Consider the following 19049-nt stretch of genomic DNA (forward strand, 5'->3'; position numbering starts at 1 on the left):
GCATAAAACGGTCAGAGTTGTGACAGCACTCACAGTAGCCACGCAGGCTTGCCATCCCTTCTTATGGTTAGGCTTACCTAACCATAGACGAGGAGGTGTCGTGACCGCAGCCGTGCTTGACCCATTGATCGACGGGATGACCATTCGCCGGGTCCTGCCGTTGCACGAATCCAGCCGCCGATTGCGCGACCTGACCCCGGAATCACCCCGTGTTCACGGGGTGGCGGTGATGGCCGATGTGTCCCGGCGACGTTGGTGGCCGCTGGATTCGGTGACCTCCGGACGGCTGGCTGCAATGTTCGAGTCGGCGGCCGACGAACTGGGGGACCGGCGGGCCGCCGCTCATCAGCTCGCGGCCACGTTCACCCATGCGGTTCTGGGCCGGGCGGTCACCCTGCTCGTCCTCGAGGGGCGGGCCTGGGACGCCGGGCCGGGAAATCTCTGGATGCACATCGACTCGGAGGGGTCGATCGACTGGGCCGCCGTCGTCGACCCCACACTGCGGGTGTTGCCCGATGATCCCGCGACCACCGGCGTGGTCCGGCTGCCCAACGAGCGCGCGCTGGCCACCTGGACCGCGCACCGCTGCCATCGCTCGCTGGAGCCCATTTTCGACGGCCTGCACCACCTGAGTCGTGGCTCGCTTACGCCGGCTGCCATGTGGCAGATGGTCGGGTCGGCGGTGGTCATCACCGCCACCCAGGTGCCGATGCTCACCGGCACCGGCGAACTCACCTGCATGCGGCGTGGCCAGGCGGTGCTCGACGCGCTGAGCGGATTCGGGCTGCCGGTACGGGCGCTGCGTCGCACGGGGTAGCTCTTGTAACTTAGGCAAGGCTTGCCTAGTCTGTGATGACCAGACCAACGGACCGAGCCGGAGTTTCTGAGGGCTGCAGAAACCCCCGGTCCATGCCGAGGACGGGCCCCGCGTTCACACGCGGGGCCCGTCCCTCGTCTCCACCCGGCTGGTGTAGACACAGTTGCGTGCAATCAGAGCAGTCGCCGAGCGAGCAGATCGCTTTCTCCGCCCCGTTCGACAACGAACTCGGGCTGGTGTTCACCGAATTGACCGTCGATGGCGCCAAGGCGCAACTGGACGTGGCGCCCAAACTCCTGCAGCCGATGGGCATCGTCCACGGTGGGGTGTACTGCTCGATCATCGAGTCGATGGCCAGCACGTCGGCGTACGTCTGGCTGTCCGCCAACGGCGGCGGCAACGTCGTCGGTGTCAACAACAACACCGACTTCCTGCGGGCGATCTCCGGCGGCACCGTGTACGGGGTGGCCGAGCCCCTGCACCGCGGCCGTCGCCAGCAGCTGTGGCTGGTGACCATCCGCGACGACAAGGATCGCCTCGTCGCCCGCGGACAGGTGCGCCTGCAGAACCTCGAGCCCGAGGCCTGAGCGACCTCGCCGCCCTGCTGATCCCGTGTGGGCGTGGCAGGATCGCGCACTATGCAACTGACACCCCACGAAACCGACCGGTTGCTGCTGTCCTATGCCGCCGATCTCGCCCGGCGCAGACAAGCGCGCGGGCTGAAGCTCAACTACCCCGAAGCGGTCGCGCTGATCACCGATCACGTGCTGGAAGGCGCCCGCGACGGTCGCACCGTCGCCGAGCTCATGGTCACCGGGCGTGACGTGCTGGGCCGCGACGACGTAATGGAGGGTGTCCCCGAGATGCTGCACGACGTGCAGGTCGAAGCCACGTTCCCGGACGGCACGAAGCTGGTCACCGTCCACCACCCGATCCCGTGAGTTTGTGGAGGACACCATGATTCCCGGTGAGGTTTTCCTCGGCGACGGTGACATCGAGATCAACGCCGGTGCCGCGCGGATCGAACTGGAGATCGTCAACACCGGCGACCGGCCGGTGCAGGTCGGCAGCCACGTACACCTGCCGCAGGCCAACGCCGCGCTGTCCTTCGACCGTGCCGCGGCGCACGGGCATCGATTCGACATCCCCGCCGGCACCGCCGTCCGCTTCGAACCCGGTGTGGCGCAACGAGTCCGACTGGTGCCGCTGCAAGGCCTGCGCGAGGTGCACGGACTGAGCCTCAACCCACCCGGAAGGCTGGATGCATGACCGAGCTGTCCCGGGCCCGCTATGCCGCTCTGTTCGGGCCCACCACCGGCGACCGGATCCGCCTGGCCGACACCGACCTTCTCGTCGAGATCACCGAGGATCGCAGCGGTGGCCCCGGCCTGGCCGGCGACGAGGCGGTGTTCGGCGGGGGCAAGGTGCTGCGTGAGTCGATGGGTCAAGGCCGCGCCACCCGTGCCGACGGCGCGCCGGACACCGTGATCACCGGTGCGGTGATCATCGACTACTGGGGAATCATCAAGGCCGACATCGGGATTCGCGACGGCCGCATCGTCGGCATCGGCAAGGCGGGCAACCCTGACATCATGTCCGGTGTGCACCCGGACCTGGTGGTCGGTCCGTCGACGGAGATCATCGCCGGCAACGGGCGCATCGTCACCGCCGGGGCGATCGACTGTCACGTCCATCTGATCTGCCCACAGATCATGGACGAGGCCATCGGCAGCGGCATCACCACGATCGTGGCCGGTGGCACCGGTCCCGCGGAGGGGTCGAAGGCCACTACGGTCACCCCGGGCGCCTGGCATCTGGCCCGCATGCTCGAGTCGCTGGACCACTGGCCGCTCAACGTCGCGCTGCTGGGCAAGGGCAATACCGTCAGCCACGAGGCGATGTGGGAGCAGTTGCGCTCGGGCGCAGCGGGTTTCAAGCTGCATGAGGACTGGGGCACCACGCCCGCCGCGATCGATGCCTGCCTCACGGTGGCCGAGGCCGCCGGGGTTCAGGTCAACATCCACACCGACACCCTCAACGAGGCAGGCTTCGTCGAGGACACCCTGGCGGCGATCAAGGGCCGCAACATCCACGCGTATCACACCGAGGGCGCCGGCGGCGGCCACGCACCCGACATCATCACCGTCGCGGCCTATCCGAACGTGCTGCCGAGCTCCACCAACCCGACCCGGCCGCACACGGTCAACACCCTCGACGAACACCTCGACATGCTGATGGTCTGCCATCACCTGAACCCCAGCGTCCCTGAGGATCTCGCGTTCGCCGAAAGCCGCATCCGGCCGTCGACCATCGCCGCCGAAGACCTGCTGCACGACCTCGGCGCCATCTCGATGATCGGCAGCGACTCCCAGGCCATGGGCCGTATCGGCGAGGTGGTGTTGCGCACCTGGCAGACCGCCCATGTGATGAAGCGCCGCCGCGGCGCACTCGACGGTGATGGTGCAGCGGACAACAACCGGGTGCGCCGCTACGTCGCGAAGTACACGATCTGCCCGGCGCTGGCCACCGGCATCGACCACGAGGTCGGCTCGGTGGAGGTCGGCAAGCTGGCCGACCTGGTGCTGTGGGAGCCGGCGTTCTTCGGGGTGCGCCCGCACGCGGTGCTCAAGGGCGGCATGATCGCCTGGGCGGCGATGGGCGACGCCAACGCCTCCATCCCCACTCCGCAGCCGGTGCTGCCGCGCCCGATGTTCGGTGCCGCGCCGGCCGCCGCCGCCGCCACCTCGGTGCACTTCGTCGCTCCGCAGGCCATCGAGGACGGGCTGGCCGACCGAATCGCGGTCAACCGGAAGTTGGTGCCGGTCGGCAACGTGCGCGCCATCGGTAAGGCGCAGATGCCGCTCAACAATGCGCAGCCCCGCATCGAGGTCGATCCCGACACGTTCACCGTCCGCATCGACGGCGAGGTGTGGGCCGAACAACCCGCCACCGAACTGCCGATGGCGCAGCGCTACTTCCTGTTCTGATGAGCTCGCTGACCACCCTGCTGACCCTGGCCGACTCGCGGCTGCCGACCGGCGGCCACGTGCATTCCGGCGGGGTGGAGGAGGCGGTCACCAGTCGGATGGTCGTCGACCTGGAGACGCTGGAGGCCTATCTGCGCCGCCGGATCCGCACCAGCGGGCTGGTGACCGCGTCGGTCGCGGCCGCCGTGCACCGCGGCGATCTCGCCGTGGCCGATGCCGACGCCGAAACCGATGCGCGCACACCGTCACCCGCGGCACGCCTGGCCTCCCGCGCGCAGGGCCGCGGACTGCTGCGGCTGGCCCGCCGAGTCTGGCCCGATCCGGAGACCGGATGGAGCTGGGACGCAGTGGGTCCGCGACCGCACCTGGCGGTGACCGCGGGCCGGGTCGGGGCCGTCAGCGGGCTCGACCCCGAACAGACCGCGCTGTCGCTGGTGTACACCACGATGACCGGCACGGCCACCGCCGCACAGCGGCTGCTGGCGCTCGATCCCGCCGACGTCGCGGCGCTCACGTTCGGCCTCGCGCAGCTGTGCGAAGACACCGCCGACCTGGCCGCCAAGGGACTGGCCGACCTGTCCGATCCGCTGCTCGACGAGCTCGCGCAGCGGCACGCCCAACGCGAACGCCCGCTGTTCGTCTCCTGAAAGTAGCTGTATGCCTCCACATTTCATTGACGGTCAGCCGCACGCCCACCCGGACCGGCCCAAGCGGACCCGGCAACCGGGCGAGCCGTTGCGGATCGGCATCGGCGGCCCGGTCGGTTCGGGCAAGACCGCGCTGGTGGCTGCGCTGTGCCGCCAGCTGCGCGACGACTTGTCGCTCGCGGTGCTGACCAACGACATCTACACCACCGAGGACGCCGACTTCCTGCGCCGCCACGCGGTGCTGCCCGACGACCGGATCGCGGCCGTGCAGACCGGGGGCTGCCCGCACACTGCGATCCGCGACGACATCACCGCCAACCTCGACGCCATCGACGATCTGATCGCCGGACACGACGACCTCGATCTGATTTTGGTGGAATCCGGCGGCGACAACCTGACCGCGACGTTCTCCTCCGGGCTGGTGGACGTCCAGATCTTCGTCGTCGATGTGGCCGGGGGAGACAAGGTGCCGCGCAAGGGCGGTCCGGGCGTGACGTTCTCGGATCTGTTGGTGGTCAACAAGACCGACCTGGCTCCGCTGGTGGGCGCTGACCTGGAGGTGATGCGTCGCGACGCCGCCAAGGTTCGCGAGGGTCGCCCGACGGAGTTGATCTCACTGACCGACGATCCGGCGGCATCCCCGGTCCTGGCGTGGGTGCGCGAACAGCTGCGCGTCAACCAACTCACCTGAGCCGTAATGCATTCTGATGTCGTGGTGGTGGCGCAGCCGGGACGGCTGCCCCGCATCGAATGCCGTGGGGCGCTGGCCGCCCGGCATACCGAGCCCGACACCGTGCACCTGGTGTCCGCGGCGGCGACGCCGCTGGGCGGGGACGTCATCTCGATCCGGATCATCGTCGAACCCGGTGCGCGGCTGCGGCTGCGCAGCGCCGCAGCGACCGTCGCGTTGCCCGGTGCCGCCACCACCGACTCGCACGCGTGCTGGCACATCGAGGCCTGCGGTGAGCTCGACCTCGACCTCGAGCCGACGATCGTGGCCGCCAACGCTCGGCATATCAGCGAGCTCGCGGTCGGTGTGGGCGACGCCGCCCGCCTGCGGATCCGGGAACGTGTGCAGATCGGTAGAACCGGTGAGCGCGAAGGGTTTTGGAGCGGTGCCATGCGCGCAGACGTGGCGGGCGTGCCGCTGCTGAGACATCGGGTGGAACTCGGGCCGTCGTCGGTGGCCGACGACGCGCTCGGCACTCCGCTGGCCTGTGTCAGCGAGTTGCGCTACCCGGAGCCCGCCACCGATGCCGCGGGGGTCACCCTCGCACTGGCGGCCGGTGGCAGTTTGTCGACCTGGCAGGGGCAGCGGCTCTACTCGTGACGGCCGGCCAGGGTCAGGACCAGGCGGGCGCCACCCAGCGGGCTGGTGGTCAATGACGCTGTGCCGCCGTGCAATTCCGCCTGCTGGGCCACCAGCGCCAACCCGAGTCCAGACCCGGACCGGGACGCGGTCGAGCCGCGGGAAAACCGCTCGAACACCGTGGCCCGTTCGTCTTCGGGAACCCCGCTGCCGTCGTCGTCGACGGTGATTTGAACACCGTCGGCCGAACTGGACACCGACAGCTGAATCTCGGTAGCGCCGCCGTGCTTGACGGCGTTCGCGATCGCGTTGTCGATGACCAGCCGCAGCCCCACCGGCAGTCCGACCATCAGCACCGCGGGGGAGGGCACCAGCGACACCGCCAGATCGCGGTAGATGCGCTCGGCGTCATGCGCGGCGCGGTCGAGCAGTTCGGTGACATCGAACGGCACGAAGTCCGCGGCCGTGGTCAGTTCGCCCTGGGCCAGCCGCTCCAGCGCGGTCAGCGTGGCCTCGATGCGGCTCTGGGTGCGGATGACGTCGCCGATCACCTCATTGCGCTGTTCGGGTGCCAGGTCGAGGGTGGAGAGCACCTCGAGGTTGGTGCGCATGGCGGTCAGCGGGGTGCGGAGCTCGTGGGATGCGACGGCCGCGAAGTCCCGGGCCGACTCCAGCGCGGCTCTGGTGCGATCCTGCTCGTCACCGATGCGGGCCAGCATTCCTTCGACCGCCTCGGCGATCTCCACGGCTTCCTTGACGCCGCGCACCTGGACCTCGTCGGGGTTGGACTGGGCGTTGATCGCGCGGGCCTGCTGGGCGAGCACCCGGAACGGGTTGATCATGATCAGCGAGATCAGCCAGCCGACCACCACGGTCCCGGCGATGACCCCCGCACAGATCAACAAAACCCGCAGGTGCAGTTCGGCGATCCGCCGCTGGGTTTCGGCGAGGGGAGCGCCCAGCGCGATCGTGGCGCCGCCGACGGCGAACGTCCGCACCCGGTACTCGACGCCGTCGATCGTGGTGTTGGCGTAGCCGTTGTCCAGCGCGGGCAGCACCACATCCGGCGGTACCGACATCGCCATCGCGCCCACCCGGATCGTGCGCACCAGGTTTCCGTCGGGAGTGGGAGTGCCGCCGGCGTCCGGCTTGGAGGTGGTCAGCAGCGAGCTGACGTCCCCCAGGCTGCTGACCGAGTCCAGCCGGCGGTCCAGCTGGCTGTATTGGTCGTTGGTGACACCCAGCCACACCCACGTGCCCAGCGTCAGCACGAGGATCACCACGGACAGCGCAGCGACGATCACGATCGTGCGCAGCGACAGCATCCGGGTGGGGAGCCGCTGCAGCACGCGGTAAACGATCTCGTCGGGCTTCACGACCACGCCGACCACCTTAGGGCGCAGCGTGCGACGAGCGTGGGACCGCGCCGGGGCGCGGCTAGATCACGCCGGGTGCCAGCGGACGCTGAATGAGTCCGCAGCGGTTGCGGAAATCGGTCGACGGCTGGCGAATGCCATCCAGCTCGGCGCGGACCTGCGGGTTGGCGTCCAGGTACTGCTGCGTCTGAGCCTTGACCTGATCCTTCGGCAGCCCCTGCAGGCCGGTGAAGAATCCGTTGACGTCCGGGTGTGTGAACAGATAGTTCGACATCGCCGCCGACACTCCCGCCATGATTCCGGTCATGTCCGCGGTGGTGCAGTTGGGCGGCGGGTCTGCCGAAGCGGGGCCGGCCACACTGAGCAACACCGCGCCGGCGCCGATCGCTGCCGCAGCCGCGCGACGCACGGAACGATTGGATGTCATCGAGCCCCCTCGTAGTCAGACTGTCTTCGCCGATCATGCTAAGGCAGCCGGTGGCTGAACACGCTCATTTCGCCTGCGCTCACGGGCAACTCCCAGCAGCGCAGGCGCGGTCAGCTGGCGGCTTTCTCGTCCTCGACCGCAGCGGCAATCTCCTGGAGTTGCTCGATTGTCGTGCGGGCGTAGGCCTGCTGCTCGGTGATCGTCAGCTGTCCGCGATGGCTGCCGATGAACGTGCTGATCCACGACAACGACGTGGTGAGGCGCGCCTTGAACCCGACCAGATAGATCAGGTGCAGGAACAGCCAGGCCAGCCAGGCGATGAAGCCGCCGAATTCGATCTTGCCGATCTTGGCCACTGCCGAGTACCGCGACACCGTCGCCATCGACCCCTTGTCGAAGTACTGGAACGGTTCGCGGGCCGCCGGGTCTGCGCCCTTCAACTCGGCCTTGACCAGCTTGGCGGCGTATTTGGCGCCCTGGATGGCACCCTGCGCCATACCGGGAACGCCCTCGACGAACGCCATGTCGCCGACCACGAACACGTTCGGGTTCCCCGGAACGGTGAGATCCGGCAGCACCTTGACGCGGCCGGCGCGGTCGATCTCGGCGCCGGACTGGTCGGCGATGATCTTGCCCAGCGGGCTGGCCGACACACCGGCCGACCACACCTTGGTGGCGCATTCGATGCGGTCGAGGGTGCCGTCGCCGCGTTTGACGGTGATGCCGTTGCGGTCGACGTCGGTGACCATCGCGCCCAGCTGGATCTCGACGCCGAGCTTCTCCAGCCGGTCGGCGGCCTTCTTGCCGAGCTTCTCGCCCATCGGCGGCAGCACCGACGGGGCGGCATCCAGCAGGATCACCCGAGCCCGGGTGGAGTCGATGTGGCGGAACGCACCCTTGAGGGTGTGGTCGGCGAGTTCGGCGATCTGCCCGGCCATCTCCACACCGGTCGGGCCGGCGCCGACGACGACGAAGGTCAGCAGCTTCTCCCGGCGCACCGGGTCGCTCGACCGCTCGGCCTGTTCGAAGGCGCCCAGGATGCGGCCGCGCAGTTCGAGCGCGTCGTCGATGGTCTTCATGCCGGGGGCCCACTCGGCGAAGTGGTCATTGCCGAAGTAGGACTGACCGGCCCCGGCGGCGACGATCAGGGTGTCGTACGGGGTGCGGTAGGTGTGACCCAGCAGGATCGAGTCGACCGTCTTGTTGGCCAGGTCGACGTTGGTGACCTCGCCGAGCAGAACCTGGCAGTTGCGCTGGTCGCGCAGCACCACGCGGGTGGGCGGGGCGATCTCGCCTTCCGAGATGATGCCCGTCGCCACCTGGTACAGCAGCGGCTGGAACAGGTGGTGGGTGGTCTTGGCGATGAGCTTGATGTCGACGTCGGCTCGTTTGAGCTGCTTGGCGGCGTTCAGGCCACCGAATCCCGAACCGATGATGACGACCTTGTGCTTATCCGATGGGGTGGCACCGGGGTGGGTCATTTCTGCTCCTCAACGACTTGCACAGGACACCTACTACGGTAGTCGCCCGGGCAACGGGTTTCTCACCCATACCCGGGCCAATCGGGTGATGTGGACCACCTATGGGGGCTAACCGCTACAACAGCGGGCGTACGGCCTCCGCGACGGCGGTGATTCGGCCGGGGTGATAGCCGTCCAGGTGGGTGACCGGACTGAGCATGACGCCGTCGACGCTGGCGTCGACGCCGGCAACTACAGGTGAACCGTCAGCCGAAATTGGCGAGTGCGCCCCGGCCGACGTGCACCGTCTGACCGGTGATGTGCCGGGCCGCGGGCGTGGTCAGGAACAGCGCGAGGCGGGCGATCTCGGCCGCCACCGACGGCGGGGTGGTCGACAGCCCGTCGTAGGACGGCTCGGCGCTGCGGCCGCACGCCACCGTGTTGACGGTGATGCCGCGGGTACCGAAGTAATCCGCTTGTCCCGCAGTCCAATTCGACAGTGCGGCCTTGACCGCGGCATCGGCGCCACCGTCGCGAGGATTCTCCGGCACCACCGTGACGATCGATCCGCCGGAACGCAGGTGATCGCCGATGTTCTGCACCAGCAGCACCGCGGACAGGACGCTGGCGTCCAGCGCGGTCCGCCACGCCTTGGCGGTGTCGGTGAGGCTGAAGGTGCGGGGGTCGCCGCCCACCCAGGCGGGTGCGGGCACGTGAACGATGGTGTCCAGATGATGCGGGAACGCGGTGCGCAGCCCACCCAGCGTCTCCGCATCGGTGGCGTCGCACACGATCGCATCGACGTCGAGTTCCTTGGCGGCCACCTCGAGATCATCGCGGCGTGCACCGCTGATGACGACCTTGTGGCCGGCGTCGCGAAAACCTTCCGCAATCGTCCGACCCAGTTCGGTGTCACCTCCGGTGACCAGCACGTCCATCCCGTCAACCTCCTTGTTGGATTAGAGCGAAATGTTACTGGACGGTAGCTAAAGAGGCCAATGCCGCGCCGACACGATCCGGACACGACATCGCGTTTCGCCCTAGGGTGTGTCGGGTGAAGCGCAGCCGGGCGCACCGGACGCAGCCGCCGCTGCCGCGGTGGGTTTACGTCCCTGCAGCGCTCGGCGCGGCCTTCGTCGTGCTGCCCCTGGCGGCGATGGCGGTCAAGGTCGACTGGACGAATTTCTGGTCCCTGATCAGCAGCACGCCGTCACAGGCCGCGCTGCTGCTGAGCCTGCGCACCGCGGCGGCCAGCACGACGATGTGCCTGATCTTCGGTGTGCCGATGGCGCTGGTACTGGCCCGCAACGACGGCCGAATCGTGCGGACGTTGCGACCGCTGATTCTGTTGCCGCTGGTGTTGCCGCCGGTGGTCGGCGGTATCGCGCTGCTGTACGCCTTCGGCAGGCTCGGCCTGCTGGGCAGCTATCTGGAGGCGGCGGGCATCCGGATCGCCTTCACGACCACCGCGGTGGTGCTGGCGCAGACGTTCGTCTCGCTGCCGTTCCTGGTGATCGCGCTCGAGGGCGCTGCCCGCACCGCGGGCGCCGACTTCGACATCGTGGCGTCGACGCTGGGGGCCAGGCCGGCGACCGTGTGGTGGCGGGTGACGTTGCCGCTGCTCACGCCCGGCCTGGTCTCCGGCGCGGTGCTGGCCTTCGCCCGCTCGCTCGGCGAGTTCGGGGCCACGCTGACCTTCGCGGGATCGCGACAGGGTGTCACCAGGACGCTGCCGCTGGAGATCTATCTGCAACGGGAGAGCGACGCCGACGCGGCGGTCGCGTTGTCGCTGCTGCTGGTCGTCGTCGCGGCGGTGGTGGTGCTGGGTCTCGGGGTGCGACGGCTGTCCGGCTGGACCGGCAATGGCTGAGCTGCAGTTCGCGGCCGCGGTGGCCGACCGCTCGTATGAGGTGGCATTCGAGGTCGCGGAAGGGGAAGTGCTGGCCATTCTCGGGCCGAACGGTGCGGGCAAGTCCACCACGCTGCACGTGATCGCCGGTCTGCTGCAGCCGGATTCGGGCCTGGTCCGCGTCGGCGGCCGCACGCTGACCGACACCGCGGCGGGGATCTCGGTGCCCACCCACGATCGTCGCGTCGGCCTGCTGCTGCAGGATCCGCTGCTGTTCCCGCATCTGACCGTGCAGGCCAATGTGGCATTCGCCCCGCGCAGTCGCGGGGCGGGTCGCGAGGCGGCCCGGCACGCCGCAGCGCACTGGCTGGCCGAGGTGGGGTTGGCCGACCTCGCCGACCGCAAGCCGGATCAGCTTTCCGGCGGGCAGGCGCAGCGGGTGGCCATCGCGCGGGCGCTGGCCGCCGAGCCGCAGGTGTTGCTGCTCGACGAGCCGCTGGCGGGGCTCGACGTCGCGGTGGCCGCCTCGGTGCGAGCGCTGCTGCGGCGGGTCTCCTCGGCGGGCCGGGCGACGCTACTGATCACCCACGACCTGCTCGACGTACTGACGCTGGCGGACCGCGTGCTGGTGCTCGACGCCGGCGGTGTCGCTGAGATCGGCGAGGTCGGCGACGTGCTGGCGGCGCCGCGCAGCACGTTCGGCGCCCGGATCGCCGGCGTCAATGTGGTCCGGGGCGTGCCGGCCGGCCCGGACGCGGTGCGTGCCGCGGACGGGACGCTGTGGCACGGCAGGCACGCCGCCCCGCCGTCCGCCGAGGGCGCACTGGTCGCGGTGTTCACCCCGGCCGCGGTCGCGGTCTACCGCGACCTGCCGCACGGCAGCCCGCGCAACAGCGTCCAGATCCGGGTCGCGGAGCTCGACGCCGACGGCGCGCGGGTGCGGGTGCGGGGACAGGAGCAGGCCGACGGCGCGCCCGGCCTGGCGGCCGACATCACCGCGGAGTCGGCAGCCGCCCTGCGGCTCGCGCCCGGCGACCCGGTGTGGTTCACAGTCAAGGCACAGGAGGTCGCCTTGCACCCCGCAGCGCGCTGACGACGCGTCGGCGACCTGCATTGTCGGCCGATTTTGTAAGCTCGCAACAGCGTTACAGTGCGCCACATCGTGAGCAGGCCACACTTGCGTCACGGCCGTAACACGGTAGGTTCATCGCCATGACGCAGCCGGACTCGATTTCGCGACGGCCAGGCCTGTGGACGGCGTTCGCGATCACCGCGGTGACCGCCGCCACCGCCGTCACGATTGCCCTGCCGTCGTCAACTGCCGTCGCGGATCCCGCGACACCGACACCCACCACGGCGGCCCCCGCCGTACCGCCGGCGACGCCGCCGGCCACCGATCCCAACGCCCCGGTCGTACCGCCGCCGCCCGCGGATCCCAACGCTCCGCCGCCGCCTCCGGCCGATCCGAACGCACCGCCGGTCGCACCGCCGCCGCCCGCGGATCCCAACGCGCCGCCGGTCGACCCGAACGCCCCGCCGCCGCCCGCGCCGCCGGAGCCGGGTCGGGTCCCGAACTCCTCAGGTGGCTTCAGTTATCTGCTTCCCGCCGGCTGGGTGGTGTCGGACGCGTCGCGGCTCAACTACGGCCAGGCGTTGCTGAGCAAGACCACCGCCCCGGCCGAAAACGGGCAGCCCGCTCCGACGGCCAACGACACCAGCGTCATCCTCGGCCGGCTGGACCTGAAGCTGTTCGCCGGAGCCGAGCAGGACAACAGCAAGGCCGCGATCCGGCTGGCGTCGGACATGGGCGAGTTCTTCATGCCGTTCCCCGGCGTCCGGCTCAACCAGCAGAGCGGGGCGCTGCAGGCCGGTGACATGCCGGGCTACTTCTCGTCCTACGAGGTGAAGTTCACCGACACCACCAAGCCCAACGGCCAGATCTGGGCCGGTGTGGTCGGCACGTCTGTCCCGAACGCGCCGCGCGATCAGCGCAACCAGCGCTGGTTCGTGGTGTGGCTGGGCACGGCCAAGGATCCGATCGATCCGGCCGCCGCCAAGGCGCTCGCCGAGTCGATCCGGCCGTACACGCCGCCGCCTGCACCGGCGGGAGATCCCAACGCGCCGGTGGCTGATCCGAACGCCCCGCCGCCGACTGCGGGTGGGCGCATCCCGCTCGGTGTTCCCGTCCCGGTGGAGACGCCGGTCCCCGGGATGACCCCCGGCCAATAGGTGATCGTGGCCGTTTGATGCGGCCAATCGTTACCTGCCAGGCGTATACCAAGGGATAGCGGTCGGCATTCACGCTGGCCAGCCAACCGGAGGAGACCGTCATGGACATGGTTGCAGCGACTGAATTCCTCGCCCGTTCGACGACGCTGACCAGCGTCGGCTGGATCGGCTACATCATTATCGGCGCGCTGGCGGGCTGGATCGCCGGCAAGATCGTCAAGGGCGGCGGGTCGGGCATCCTGATGAACATCGTCATCGGGATCGTCGGCGCGCTCATCGGCGGATTCCTGCTGAGCTTCTTCCTGGACACCGCCGCGGGCGGCTGGTGGTTCACCCTGTTCACCGCGGTCCTGGGCTCGGTGATCCTGCTCTGGATCGTCGGTATGGTCCGCAAGACCTAATGCGCGCCTGGCGGGTACGTCGGCCCGGGCCGATGCGCACCCACCCGCTGGAGCTGGACAGTGCCGCAGCAGTCCCGCGCCCGGCGCCCGGCGAGCTGCTGGTGGCGGTGCTGGCCTGCGGCGTCTGCCGCACTGACCTGCACGTCACCGAGGGCGACCTGGCGGTGCACCGGCCGCACGTGACGCCCGGGCACGAGGTCGTCGGCGAGATCATCGCCGTCGGATCTGCCGTCGGGTCCGGCGTCGGCGCGGAATTCGCGGTGGGGGACCGGGTCGGCATCGCATGGCTGCGCCACACCTGCGGGGTGTGCCAGTACTGCCGACGCGGCGCGGAGAACCTGTGCCCGAATTCGCGCTACACCGGGTGGGACGCCGACGGTGGTTATGCCGACTTCGCCACTGTCCCAGCCGATTTCGCCCATCGCCTGCCGGCGGGCTATAGCGACAGCGAGCTGGCGCCGCTGCTGTGCGCCGGGATCATCGGCTACCGCTCGCTGCTGCGCGCCGAGCTTCCGCCGGGCGGGCGGCTGGGGCTTTACGGGTTCGGCGGCAGCGCCCACATCACCGCGCAGGTGGCGCTGGCGCAGGGTGCCGAGGTTCACGTCATGACGCGCGGCAGCCAGGCGCAGGAGCTGGCGCTGAGTCTGGGGGTGGCGTCCGCGCAGGGCCCGGCCGACCCGCCGCCGGTTCCGCTGGACGCGGCGATCATGTTCGCCCCGGTCGGTGACCTGGTGCTGCCGGCCCTCGAGGCGCTCGATCGGGGCGGCACGCTGGCGATCGCGGGCATTCACCTCAGCGACATCCCGGCCCTGAACTATCAGCGACATCTGTTCCAGGAACGCCAGGTTCGGTCGGTGTCGTCGAACACCCGCGCCGACGCCCGCGACTTCCTGGCCTTCGCGGGCCGTCATCGCATCGAGGTCACCACCCCGGAATATCCGCTCGAACAAGCGGACCGGGCCCTGACCGACCTGGTTGAGGGTCGTATCGCGGGGGCCGCGGTCCTGCTGCCGTGACTCAGAGGGCGGCTCAGAGAGCGGCAAGGACTCCGCGCAGTGCGGCGGCGAGGCTGCCCCGCCCGCTGCGGTACAGCGGACCGGTTCCGTCGGACAGCAGGATCCGCAGCCGGGCCATACCGCGCGCCCGCACCGGTTGCGGGGCGTGCAGTCGCAACGTGATGTCGTCGACCACGTCGCGGCAGGTCGCCAATCGCTGCGGATGCACCGGGATGTGCGACGAGAACGCCGGCCGGTCACGGTGCAGGTCGCCGAGGGCGTGGCGCAGACTGCGGGCCAGCGCTTCGCGTTCGGAGATCGAGGTCAGTCGCGCCAGGTGGACCGCCAGCGGGCTGCCGGGCAGTGGTGCGATGCCGTCCTCGACGTCGCGGTCGAGCCGGCCGGCGAACAATCGCGCCCGTAGCCGCGCGGTGACCGTCGCGTCGTGATGCGACGCGGCCGGCGCGGGGGCGTCGAGGCCGCCCGTCAGCCGGGTGTTAATCTCGCCGAAGTTATCGTGAAATTGGTTGAGCCCCATGGGCGTTTCCTGTTCCGAGCAGGCCTCGTTGCCTCACTCTAAATGACCACCCAAAACGTTACACCGGTCATTCATGACCAGTCAAGTTGTTTTGATGGTCACCGATATCTACACTCGACGCCATGGCCGACTGGCTGGCAGAACCCGAGAGCAAGCCGGCGCCCGAGCCGCTCGACCGGGTTCAGGCGCTGGTCAACACCGCCGACCTCGAATCTGGTGCCGACCGGCTGGCCGCCGCCGACGACGCCGAGCTCTGGTTGCGATCCCACGGCCTGCTCGCGGCCGACGGAACTGTCACGCCGCAGGAACTGGACCAGATCCGCGAGGTGCGGGAGGCGCTGCGTGCACTACTGGTGCACAACGCGGGCGGTCCTGCGCCGACACCCGACGACCTTCGCCCGCTGAGCCGGATCACCGACACCGCCACCGCGCGGGTGCACCTCGGTCCGGACGGCGCGCTCGACGTGGCCGCCGACGCCGATTCCCTGCCGGGACGGCTGCTGTCGCTGCTGCTGATCGTCTCGGAGGCCCAGCGCGACGGGACGTGGGCGCAGCTGAAGGCGTGCGGCAACGCGAACTGCCGGTGGGCGTTCTACGACCGCTCCCGCAACCACGGCGGCACCTGGTGCGACATGGCCACGTGTGGCAACAAGCTCAAGAACCGGGAGTTTCGCGCGCGGCGCACCCGAACCTCAGGTTGACAGGTGCCACACCAGCGCGGCGGCCAGCGCACCGAGGCCGTTGAGCGACCAGTGCAACGCGATCGGCGCGATCAGGCTGCCGCTGCGCCGCCGTAGCCAGGTGAACACGAAGCCGGCCGCACCGGTGGCCAGCACCGCCATCACCACCCCGGCGAGCATGCCCAGGAATCCGCCGCCGAACAGCCGGGTGAAACCGACGTTACTGCTGGTCAAACCCAGCGAGGTGGCGACGTGCCACAGACCGAACAGCAACGAGCCGGCGGCGGCCACGCCGCGAAAACCCCAGGCCCGGTCGAGCGCCCCGTGCAGCACACCGCGGAAGGCCAGCTCCTCGGGGATCACGGTCTGCAGCGGGATGATGATCATCGAGGCGACCAGCGCGCCCGACAGCGTCGCGTAGTGGTTGTTCAGGAACATCGGGCGAGTCCAGGGGAGCAGGGCGCCGACCGCGATCACGGTGAACACCAGCAGCACCGCACCGAGCGCGTAGAGCGCGCCGGACTTCCAGTGTTCGCGACCCAATCCCAGTTCGGCCCAACCCAACCCGCGGGAGCGCACCAGCAACAGCAAGCCCGCGGCGGCGGCGGGCACCACGGCGATGTTGGCCCACGGCGTGGTGAAGTGGGCGAGCAGGTTCGTCATGGCGAGCACGACGACGACGACGCCGATATCGACGTAGACGCGGAAGTGATGCAGGGCGGCCAGCTGCGATACCGCGGGGTGGGGCGGCGCGGCCACTGCGCTGAGCTCAGACATAACCCGTCCGAGTGTACCCGCGCTCAGCGGTGCCCCAGCAAAGTTCTACTCGTTGTCCCCGCCGGTCGCGGTGGTCGCGTCGACCACCGCACCCGCCTGCGTTCCGCGCGCATCCGGCCACACCCAGTCGCGCACTTCGGGGATGTCGTCGCCGTGCGTTCGGGTGTACTCGCGGGCCGCCAGCCGTTTGTCGACCATCTGCTGGCGCAGTGTGGCGCAGCTCGACTGCAGGTGCGGCACCCGATCGATGACGTCGATGACCAGGTGATAGCGGTCCAGGTCGTTGAGCATCACCATGTCGAACGGTGTCGTGGTGGTGCCCTCTTCCTTGTAGCCGCGCACATGGATGCGGCTGTCGTTGCTGCGGCGGTAGGTCAGCCGGTGAATCAGCCAGGGATAGCCGTGATAGGCGAAGATCACCGGCTTGTCCGCGGTGAAGACCCCGTCGAACGCCCGGCTCGACAGCCCGTGCGGGTGTTCGGTGTCGTCCTGCAGCCGCATCAGGTCGACGACGTTGACGAACCGGACCCGCAACTCCGGCAGGTGCTGGCGCAGCAGGTCGACGGCGGCCAGGGCCTCCAGCGTCGGGACGTCACCGGCGGCGGCGATCACCACGTCGGGATCCTCGCCGATCGTCTCGTTGCCGGCCCACTCCCAGATGCCCAGGCCCCGGGTGCAGTGCGCGATCGCCTCCTCCATGGTGAGGAAGTTGGGGTGCGGCTGCTTGCCTGCGACGACGACGTTGACGTACTGGCGCGAGCGCAGGCAGTGGTCGTAGGTGGAGAGCAGGGTGTTGGCATCCGGGGGAGGTACACCCGCACCACTTCGGCCCGCTTGTTGACGACGTGGTCGATGAACCCCGGGTCCTGATGGCTGAACCCGTTGTGATCTTGGCGCCAAACATGGCTGGACAGAAGGTAATTGAGGCTGGCGATCGGCCGGCGCCACGGAATGTGGTTGGTCACCTTCAGCCATTTGGCGTGCTGGTTGAACATCGAGTCGATGATGTGGATGAACGCCTCGTAGCAGTTGAACAACCCGTGCCTGCCGGTCAGCAGGTAACCCTCCAGCCAGCCCTGGCACTGATGTTCCGACAGCATCTCCATCACTCGCCCCGCGCGGGCCAGATGTTCGTCGACCTCGGGTCCGAGAAGTTCGGCACTCCACTGCTTGTCGGTCACGTCGAAGACCGCCTGCAGCCGGTTGGACGCGGTTTCGTCAGGCCCGAAGATCCGGAAGTTGTCCGGATTGAGCCGGATCACCTCGGTCAGCCACTGGCCGAGCACCCGGGTGGCCTCGGAGACCGTGGCGCCCGGTGCGGGCACGTCTACCCCGAACGCCCGAAAGTCGGGCAGCCGAAGGTCTTTGAGCAACAACCCGCCGTTGGTGTGCGGGTTGTCGCTCATCCGCAGCTGACCCTGCGGCGCCAGCGCGGCGATACGTGGGTCCAGCGTGCCGTCGGCGTCGAAGAGTTCCTCGGCGCGATAGGACGCCAGCCAGTCGGCGAGCACCTGCAGATGCTCAGGGGTGTCTCTGGCGCTGGCCAGCGGGACCTGGTGCGCGCGCCACGATCCGGTGGTCTTCTTGCCGTCGATATAGGCCGGGCCGGTCCATCCCTTGGGGGTGCGGAACACGATCATCGGCCAGGCCGGCCGCTCATCCGAGGGCGAGGCCTTGATCTCGGCGATCCGGTCCAGCACGTCGTCGAGCAGTGCCGCGAACCGGCGGTGCGCGTCGGCGTGATCCGCCGCCGCGTCCTCGGTCACCTCGAAGAAGTAGGGCTCGTGCCCGAATCCGACCATGAGGCTGCGTAATTCGTCCTCGGGGATACGGGCCAGCACCGTCGGGTTGGCGATCTTGTAGCCGTTGAGGTGCAGGATCGGCAGCACCACACCGTCGCGCGCGGTGTTGACGAACTTGTTGGAATGCCAGCTGGTGGCCAGTGCGCCGGTCTCGGCCTCGCCGTCGCCGACCACCGCGACCACCAGCAGGTCCGGATTGTCGAAGGCGGCACCGTAGGCGTGCGACAGCGCGTAGCCGAGCTCGCCGCCCTCGTGGATCGACCCGGGTGTCTCCGGAGCGACGTGCGAGGGAATGCCGCCGGGGAAGGAGAACTGGCGGAACAGCCGGCGCAGGCCTTCGGCGTCCCGGGTGATGTCGGGGTAGGTCTCGGTGTACGTGCCGTCCAGGTAGGCATTGGCCACCAGGCCGGGGCCGCCGTGACCGGGTCCGGTGACGTACACGGTGGACTGCTCGCGCGCCGTGATGGTGCGGTTGAGGTGGGCGTAGAGGAAGTTCAGCCCCGGGGTGGTGCCCCAGTGGCCGAGCAGCCGGGGTTTGACGTGCTCGCGGGTCAGCGGCGTGCGCAACAACGGATTGTCCAGAAGATATATCTGTCCGACCGAGAGATAATTGGCTGCCCGCCACCAGCCGTCGAGTTGGTCAATGGTCTCTTCGCTTATCGAGTCCATGGGTCCATCAAACCCCGATCGCGGCGACCGCGCTGCCGGGGCACCGATTGTTCACTACTACGCTGTCCGACGTGCTCGGCTTGGCG

20 protein-coding genes and 1 pseudogene are annotated in these 19049 nt (G+C 69.2%); 14 read left to right on the top strand and 7 right to left on the bottom strand.

The window, feature by feature from the left end; genetic code table 11:
- Positions 1–100 precede the first annotated feature (100 nt).
- The 8 genes from D3H54_RS13620 (at position 101) to D3H54_RS13655 (ending at position 5781) form a co-directional block, all read left to right on the top strand.
- Positions 101–817, top strand: a complete 717-nt coding sequence (locus D3H54_RS13620) for an iron reductase (protein ID WP_149379484.1) — start codon at positions 101–103, stop codon at positions 815–817.
- 167 nt (positions 818–984) lie between these two features.
- Positions 985–1404 carry a PaaI family thioesterase gene (locus tag D3H54_RS13625; protein WP_149379485.1) on the top strand — a complete coding sequence of 140 codons (420 nt, stop codon included), beginning with the start codon at positions 985–987 and terminating at the stop codon, positions 1402–1404.
- 51 nt (positions 1405–1455) lie between these two features.
- Positions 1456–1758 carry an urease subunit gamma gene (locus D3H54_RS13630; protein ID WP_149379486.1) on the top strand — a complete coding sequence of 101 codons (303 nt, stop codon included), beginning with the start codon at positions 1456–1458 and terminating at the stop codon, positions 1756–1758.
- 16 nt (positions 1759–1774) lie between these two features.
- The gene (locus tag D3H54_RS13635; RefSeq protein WP_149383521.1) at positions 1775–2086 is read left to right on the top strand and encodes an urease subunit beta; all 312 of its coding nucleotides are present in this window, start codon (positions 1775–1777) and stop codon (positions 2084–2086) included.
- Positions 2083–3804, top strand: a complete 1722-nt coding sequence (locus D3H54_RS13640; RefSeq protein ID WP_149379487.1) for an urease subunit alpha — start codon at positions 2083–2085, stop codon at positions 3802–3804. Before D3H54_RS13635 ends, D3H54_RS13640 begins: the two co-directional genes overlap by 4 nt.
- Positions 3804–4451, top strand: coding sequence for an urease accessory protein UreF (locus D3H54_RS13645; protein ID WP_149379488.1), 648 nt, complete (start codon positions 3804–3806; stop codon positions 4449–4451). The genes D3H54_RS13640 and D3H54_RS13645 overlap by 1 nt, the downstream gene beginning before the upstream one ends.
- A gap of 10 nt (positions 4452–4461) precedes the next feature.
- Complete coding sequence (ureG, locus tag D3H54_RS13650) at positions 4462–5142, top strand: urease accessory protein UreG (protein ID WP_149379489.1); 681 nt, start codon at positions 4462–4464, stop codon at positions 5140–5142.
- A gap of 6 nt (positions 5143–5148) precedes the next feature.
- A complete protein-coding gene (locus D3H54_RS13655; protein ID WP_149379490.1) occupies positions 5149–5781 on the top strand; it encodes an urease accessory protein UreD in 633 nt (210 codons plus the stop codon).
- Here the strand turns inward: D3H54_RS13655 and D3H54_RS13660 are convergent.
- From D3H54_RS13660 to D3H54_RS13680, 4 genes are all read right to left on the bottom strand, one after another.
- A complete protein-coding gene (locus D3H54_RS13660; RefSeq protein WP_149383522.1) occupies positions 5772–7085 on the bottom strand; it encodes a sensor histidine kinase in 1314 nt (437 codons plus the stop codon). The two genes, D3H54_RS13655 and D3H54_RS13660, sit on opposite strands and share 10 nt — an antisense overlap.
- 112 nt (positions 7086–7197) lie before the next feature.
- Complete coding sequence (locus D3H54_RS13665; protein WP_149379491.1) at positions 7198–7563, bottom strand: heme-binding protein; 366 nt, start codon at positions 7561–7563, stop codon at positions 7198–7200.
- Positions 7564–7673: 110 nt separating this feature from the next.
- The gene (locus tag D3H54_RS13670; RefSeq protein ID WP_149379492.1) at positions 7674–9044 is read right to left on the bottom strand and encodes an NAD(P)/FAD-dependent oxidoreductase; all 1371 of its coding nucleotides are present in this window, start codon (positions 9042–9044) and stop codon (positions 7674–7676) included.
- A 245-nt stretch (positions 9045–9289) separates the two neighbouring features.
- Positions 9290–9961: an SDR family oxidoreductase gene (locus tag D3H54_RS13680; RefSeq protein ID WP_149379493.1), complete on the bottom strand. Its 672-nt coding sequence runs from the start codon at positions 9959–9961 to the stop codon at positions 9290–9292.
- Positions 9962–10077: 116 nt separating this feature from the next.
- Here D3H54_RS13680 and D3H54_RS13685 point away from each other — a divergent pair, with 116 nt between their 5' ends.
- The 5 genes from D3H54_RS13685 (at position 10078) to D3H54_RS13705 (ending at position 14518) form a co-directional block, all read left to right on the top strand.
- The gene (locus D3H54_RS13685) at positions 10078–10893 is read left to right on the top strand and encodes an ABC transporter permease (protein WP_168214857.1); all 816 of its coding nucleotides are present in this window, start codon (positions 10078–10080) and stop codon (positions 10891–10893) included.
- Positions 10886–11965, top strand: a complete 1080-nt coding sequence (locus D3H54_RS13690) for a sulfate/molybdate ABC transporter ATP-binding protein (protein WP_149379494.1) — start codon at positions 10886–10888, stop codon at positions 11963–11965. The genes D3H54_RS13685 and D3H54_RS13690 overlap by 8 nt, the downstream gene beginning before the upstream one ends.
- A 119-nt stretch (positions 11966–12084) precedes the next feature.
- On the top strand, positions 12085–13101 hold the full coding sequence (locus tag D3H54_RS13695; RefSeq protein ID WP_149379495.1) for an APA family fibronectin-binding glycoprotein: 1017 nt from the start codon (positions 12085–12087) through the stop codon (positions 13099–13101).
- 101 nt (positions 13102–13202) lie between these two features.
- Complete coding sequence (locus D3H54_RS13700) at positions 13203–13502, top strand: GlsB/YeaQ/YmgE family stress response membrane protein (RefSeq protein ID WP_083119098.1); 300 nt, start codon at positions 13203–13205, stop codon at positions 13500–13502.
- A complete protein-coding gene (locus tag D3H54_RS13705; protein ID WP_149379496.1) occupies positions 13502–14518 on the top strand; it encodes a zinc-binding alcohol dehydrogenase family protein in 1017 nt (338 codons plus the stop codon). The genes D3H54_RS13700 and D3H54_RS13705 overlap by 1 nt, the downstream gene beginning before the upstream one ends.
- Before the next feature lie 13 nt (positions 14519–14531).
- Here D3H54_RS13705 and D3H54_RS13710 read toward each other — a convergent pair whose 3' ends face one another.
- Entirely contained in the window at positions 14532–15035 is a 504-nt protein-coding gene (locus D3H54_RS13710) for a hypothetical protein (protein ID WP_286199231.1), read from the bottom strand.
- Positions 15036–15157: 122 nt separating this feature from the next.
- On the opposite strand from D3H54_RS13710, the gene D3H54_RS13715 reads away from it, so the two are divergent.
- Positions 15158–15736, top strand: coding sequence for a CGNR zinc finger domain-containing protein (locus D3H54_RS13715; RefSeq protein ID WP_149379497.1), 579 nt, complete (start codon positions 15158–15160; stop codon positions 15734–15736).
- On the opposite strand, the gene D3H54_RS13720 is transcribed toward D3H54_RS13715, so the two are convergent.
- Together D3H54_RS13720 and D3H54_RS13725 are read right to left on the bottom strand one after the other, a co-directional pair.
- On the bottom strand, positions 15728–16492 hold the full coding sequence (locus tag D3H54_RS13720; RefSeq protein ID WP_149379498.1) for a CPBP family intramembrane glutamic endopeptidase: 765 nt from the start codon (positions 16490–16492) through the stop codon (positions 15728–15730). The genes D3H54_RS13715 and D3H54_RS13720 overlap by 9 nt on opposite strands.
- A 45-nt stretch (positions 16493–16537) precedes the next feature.
- A pseudogene (locus D3H54_RS13725) lies at positions 16538–18963 on the bottom strand (phosphoketolase family protein).
- Between the last annotated feature and the right edge of the window lie 86 nt (positions 18964–19049).

This window comes from Mycobacterium sp. ELW1 (genome assembly GCF_008329905.1).
Lineage (GTDB): Bacteria > Actinomycetota > Actinomycetes > Mycobacteriales > Mycobacteriaceae > Mycobacterium.

Excerpts from the sequence above, each read along its gene's own strand:
- D3H54_RS13630 (WP_149379486.1), top strand. The coding sequence starts at position 1,456 with ATGCAACTGACACCCCACGAAACCGACCGGTTGCTGCTGTCCTATGCC.
- D3H54_RS13635 (WP_149383521.1), top strand. The coding sequence starts at position 1,775 with ATGATTCCCGGTGAGGTTTTCCTCGGCGACGGTGACATCGAGATCAAC.
- D3H54_RS13640 (WP_149379487.1), top strand. The coding sequence starts at position 2,083 with ATGACCGAGCTGTCCCGGGCCCGCTATGCCGCTCTGTTCGGGCCCACC.
- D3H54_RS13645 (WP_149379488.1), top strand. The coding sequence starts at position 3,804 with ATGAGCTCGCTGACCACCCTGCTGACCCTGGCCGACTCGCGGCTGCCG.
- ureG (WP_149379489.1), top strand. The coding sequence starts at position 4,462 with ATGCCTCCACATTTCATTGACGGTCAGCCGCACGCCCACCCGGACCGG.
- D3H54_RS13655 (WP_149379490.1), top strand. The coding sequence starts at position 5,149 with ATGCATTCTGATGTCGTGGTGGTGGCGCAGCCGGGACGGCTGCCCCGC.
- D3H54_RS13660 (WP_149383522.1), bottom strand. The coding sequence starts at position 7,085 with ATGCTGTCGCTGCGCACGATCGTGATCGTCGCTGCGCTGTCCGTGGTG.
- D3H54_RS13665 (WP_149379491.1), bottom strand. The coding sequence starts at position 7,563 with ATGACATCCAATCGTTCCGTGCGTCGCGCGGCTGCGGCAGCGATCGGC.
- D3H54_RS13670 (WP_149379492.1), bottom strand. The coding sequence starts at position 9,044 with ATGACCCACCCCGGTGCCACCCCATCGGATAAGCACAAGGTCGTCATC.
- D3H54_RS13680 (WP_149379493.1), bottom strand. The coding sequence starts at position 9,961 with ATGGACGTGCTGGTCACCGGAGGTGACACCGAACTGGGTCGGACGATT.
- D3H54_RS13690 (WP_149379494.1), top strand. The coding sequence starts at position 10,886 with ATGGCTGAGCTGCAGTTCGCGGCCGCGGTGGCCGACCGCTCGTATGAG.
- D3H54_RS13695 (WP_149379495.1), top strand. The coding sequence starts at position 12,085 with ATGACGCAGCCGGACTCGATTTCGCGACGGCCAGGCCTGTGGACGGCG.
- D3H54_RS13700 (WP_083119098.1), top strand. The coding sequence starts at position 13,203 with ATGGACATGGTTGCAGCGACTGAATTCCTCGCCCGTTCGACGACGCTG.
- D3H54_RS13705 (WP_149379496.1), top strand. The coding sequence starts at position 13,502 with ATGCGCGCCTGGCGGGTACGTCGGCCCGGGCCGATGCGCACCCACCCG.
- D3H54_RS13710 (WP_286199231.1), bottom strand. The coding sequence starts at position 15,035 with ATGGGGCTCAACCAATTTCACGATAACTTCGGCGAGATTAACACCCGG.
- D3H54_RS13715 (WP_149379497.1), top strand. The coding sequence starts at position 15,158 with ATGGCCGACTGGCTGGCAGAACCCGAGAGCAAGCCGGCGCCCGAGCCG.
- D3H54_RS13720 (WP_149379498.1), bottom strand. The coding sequence starts at position 16,492 with ATGTCTGAGCTCAGCGCAGTGGCCGCGCCGCCCCACCCCGCGGTATCG.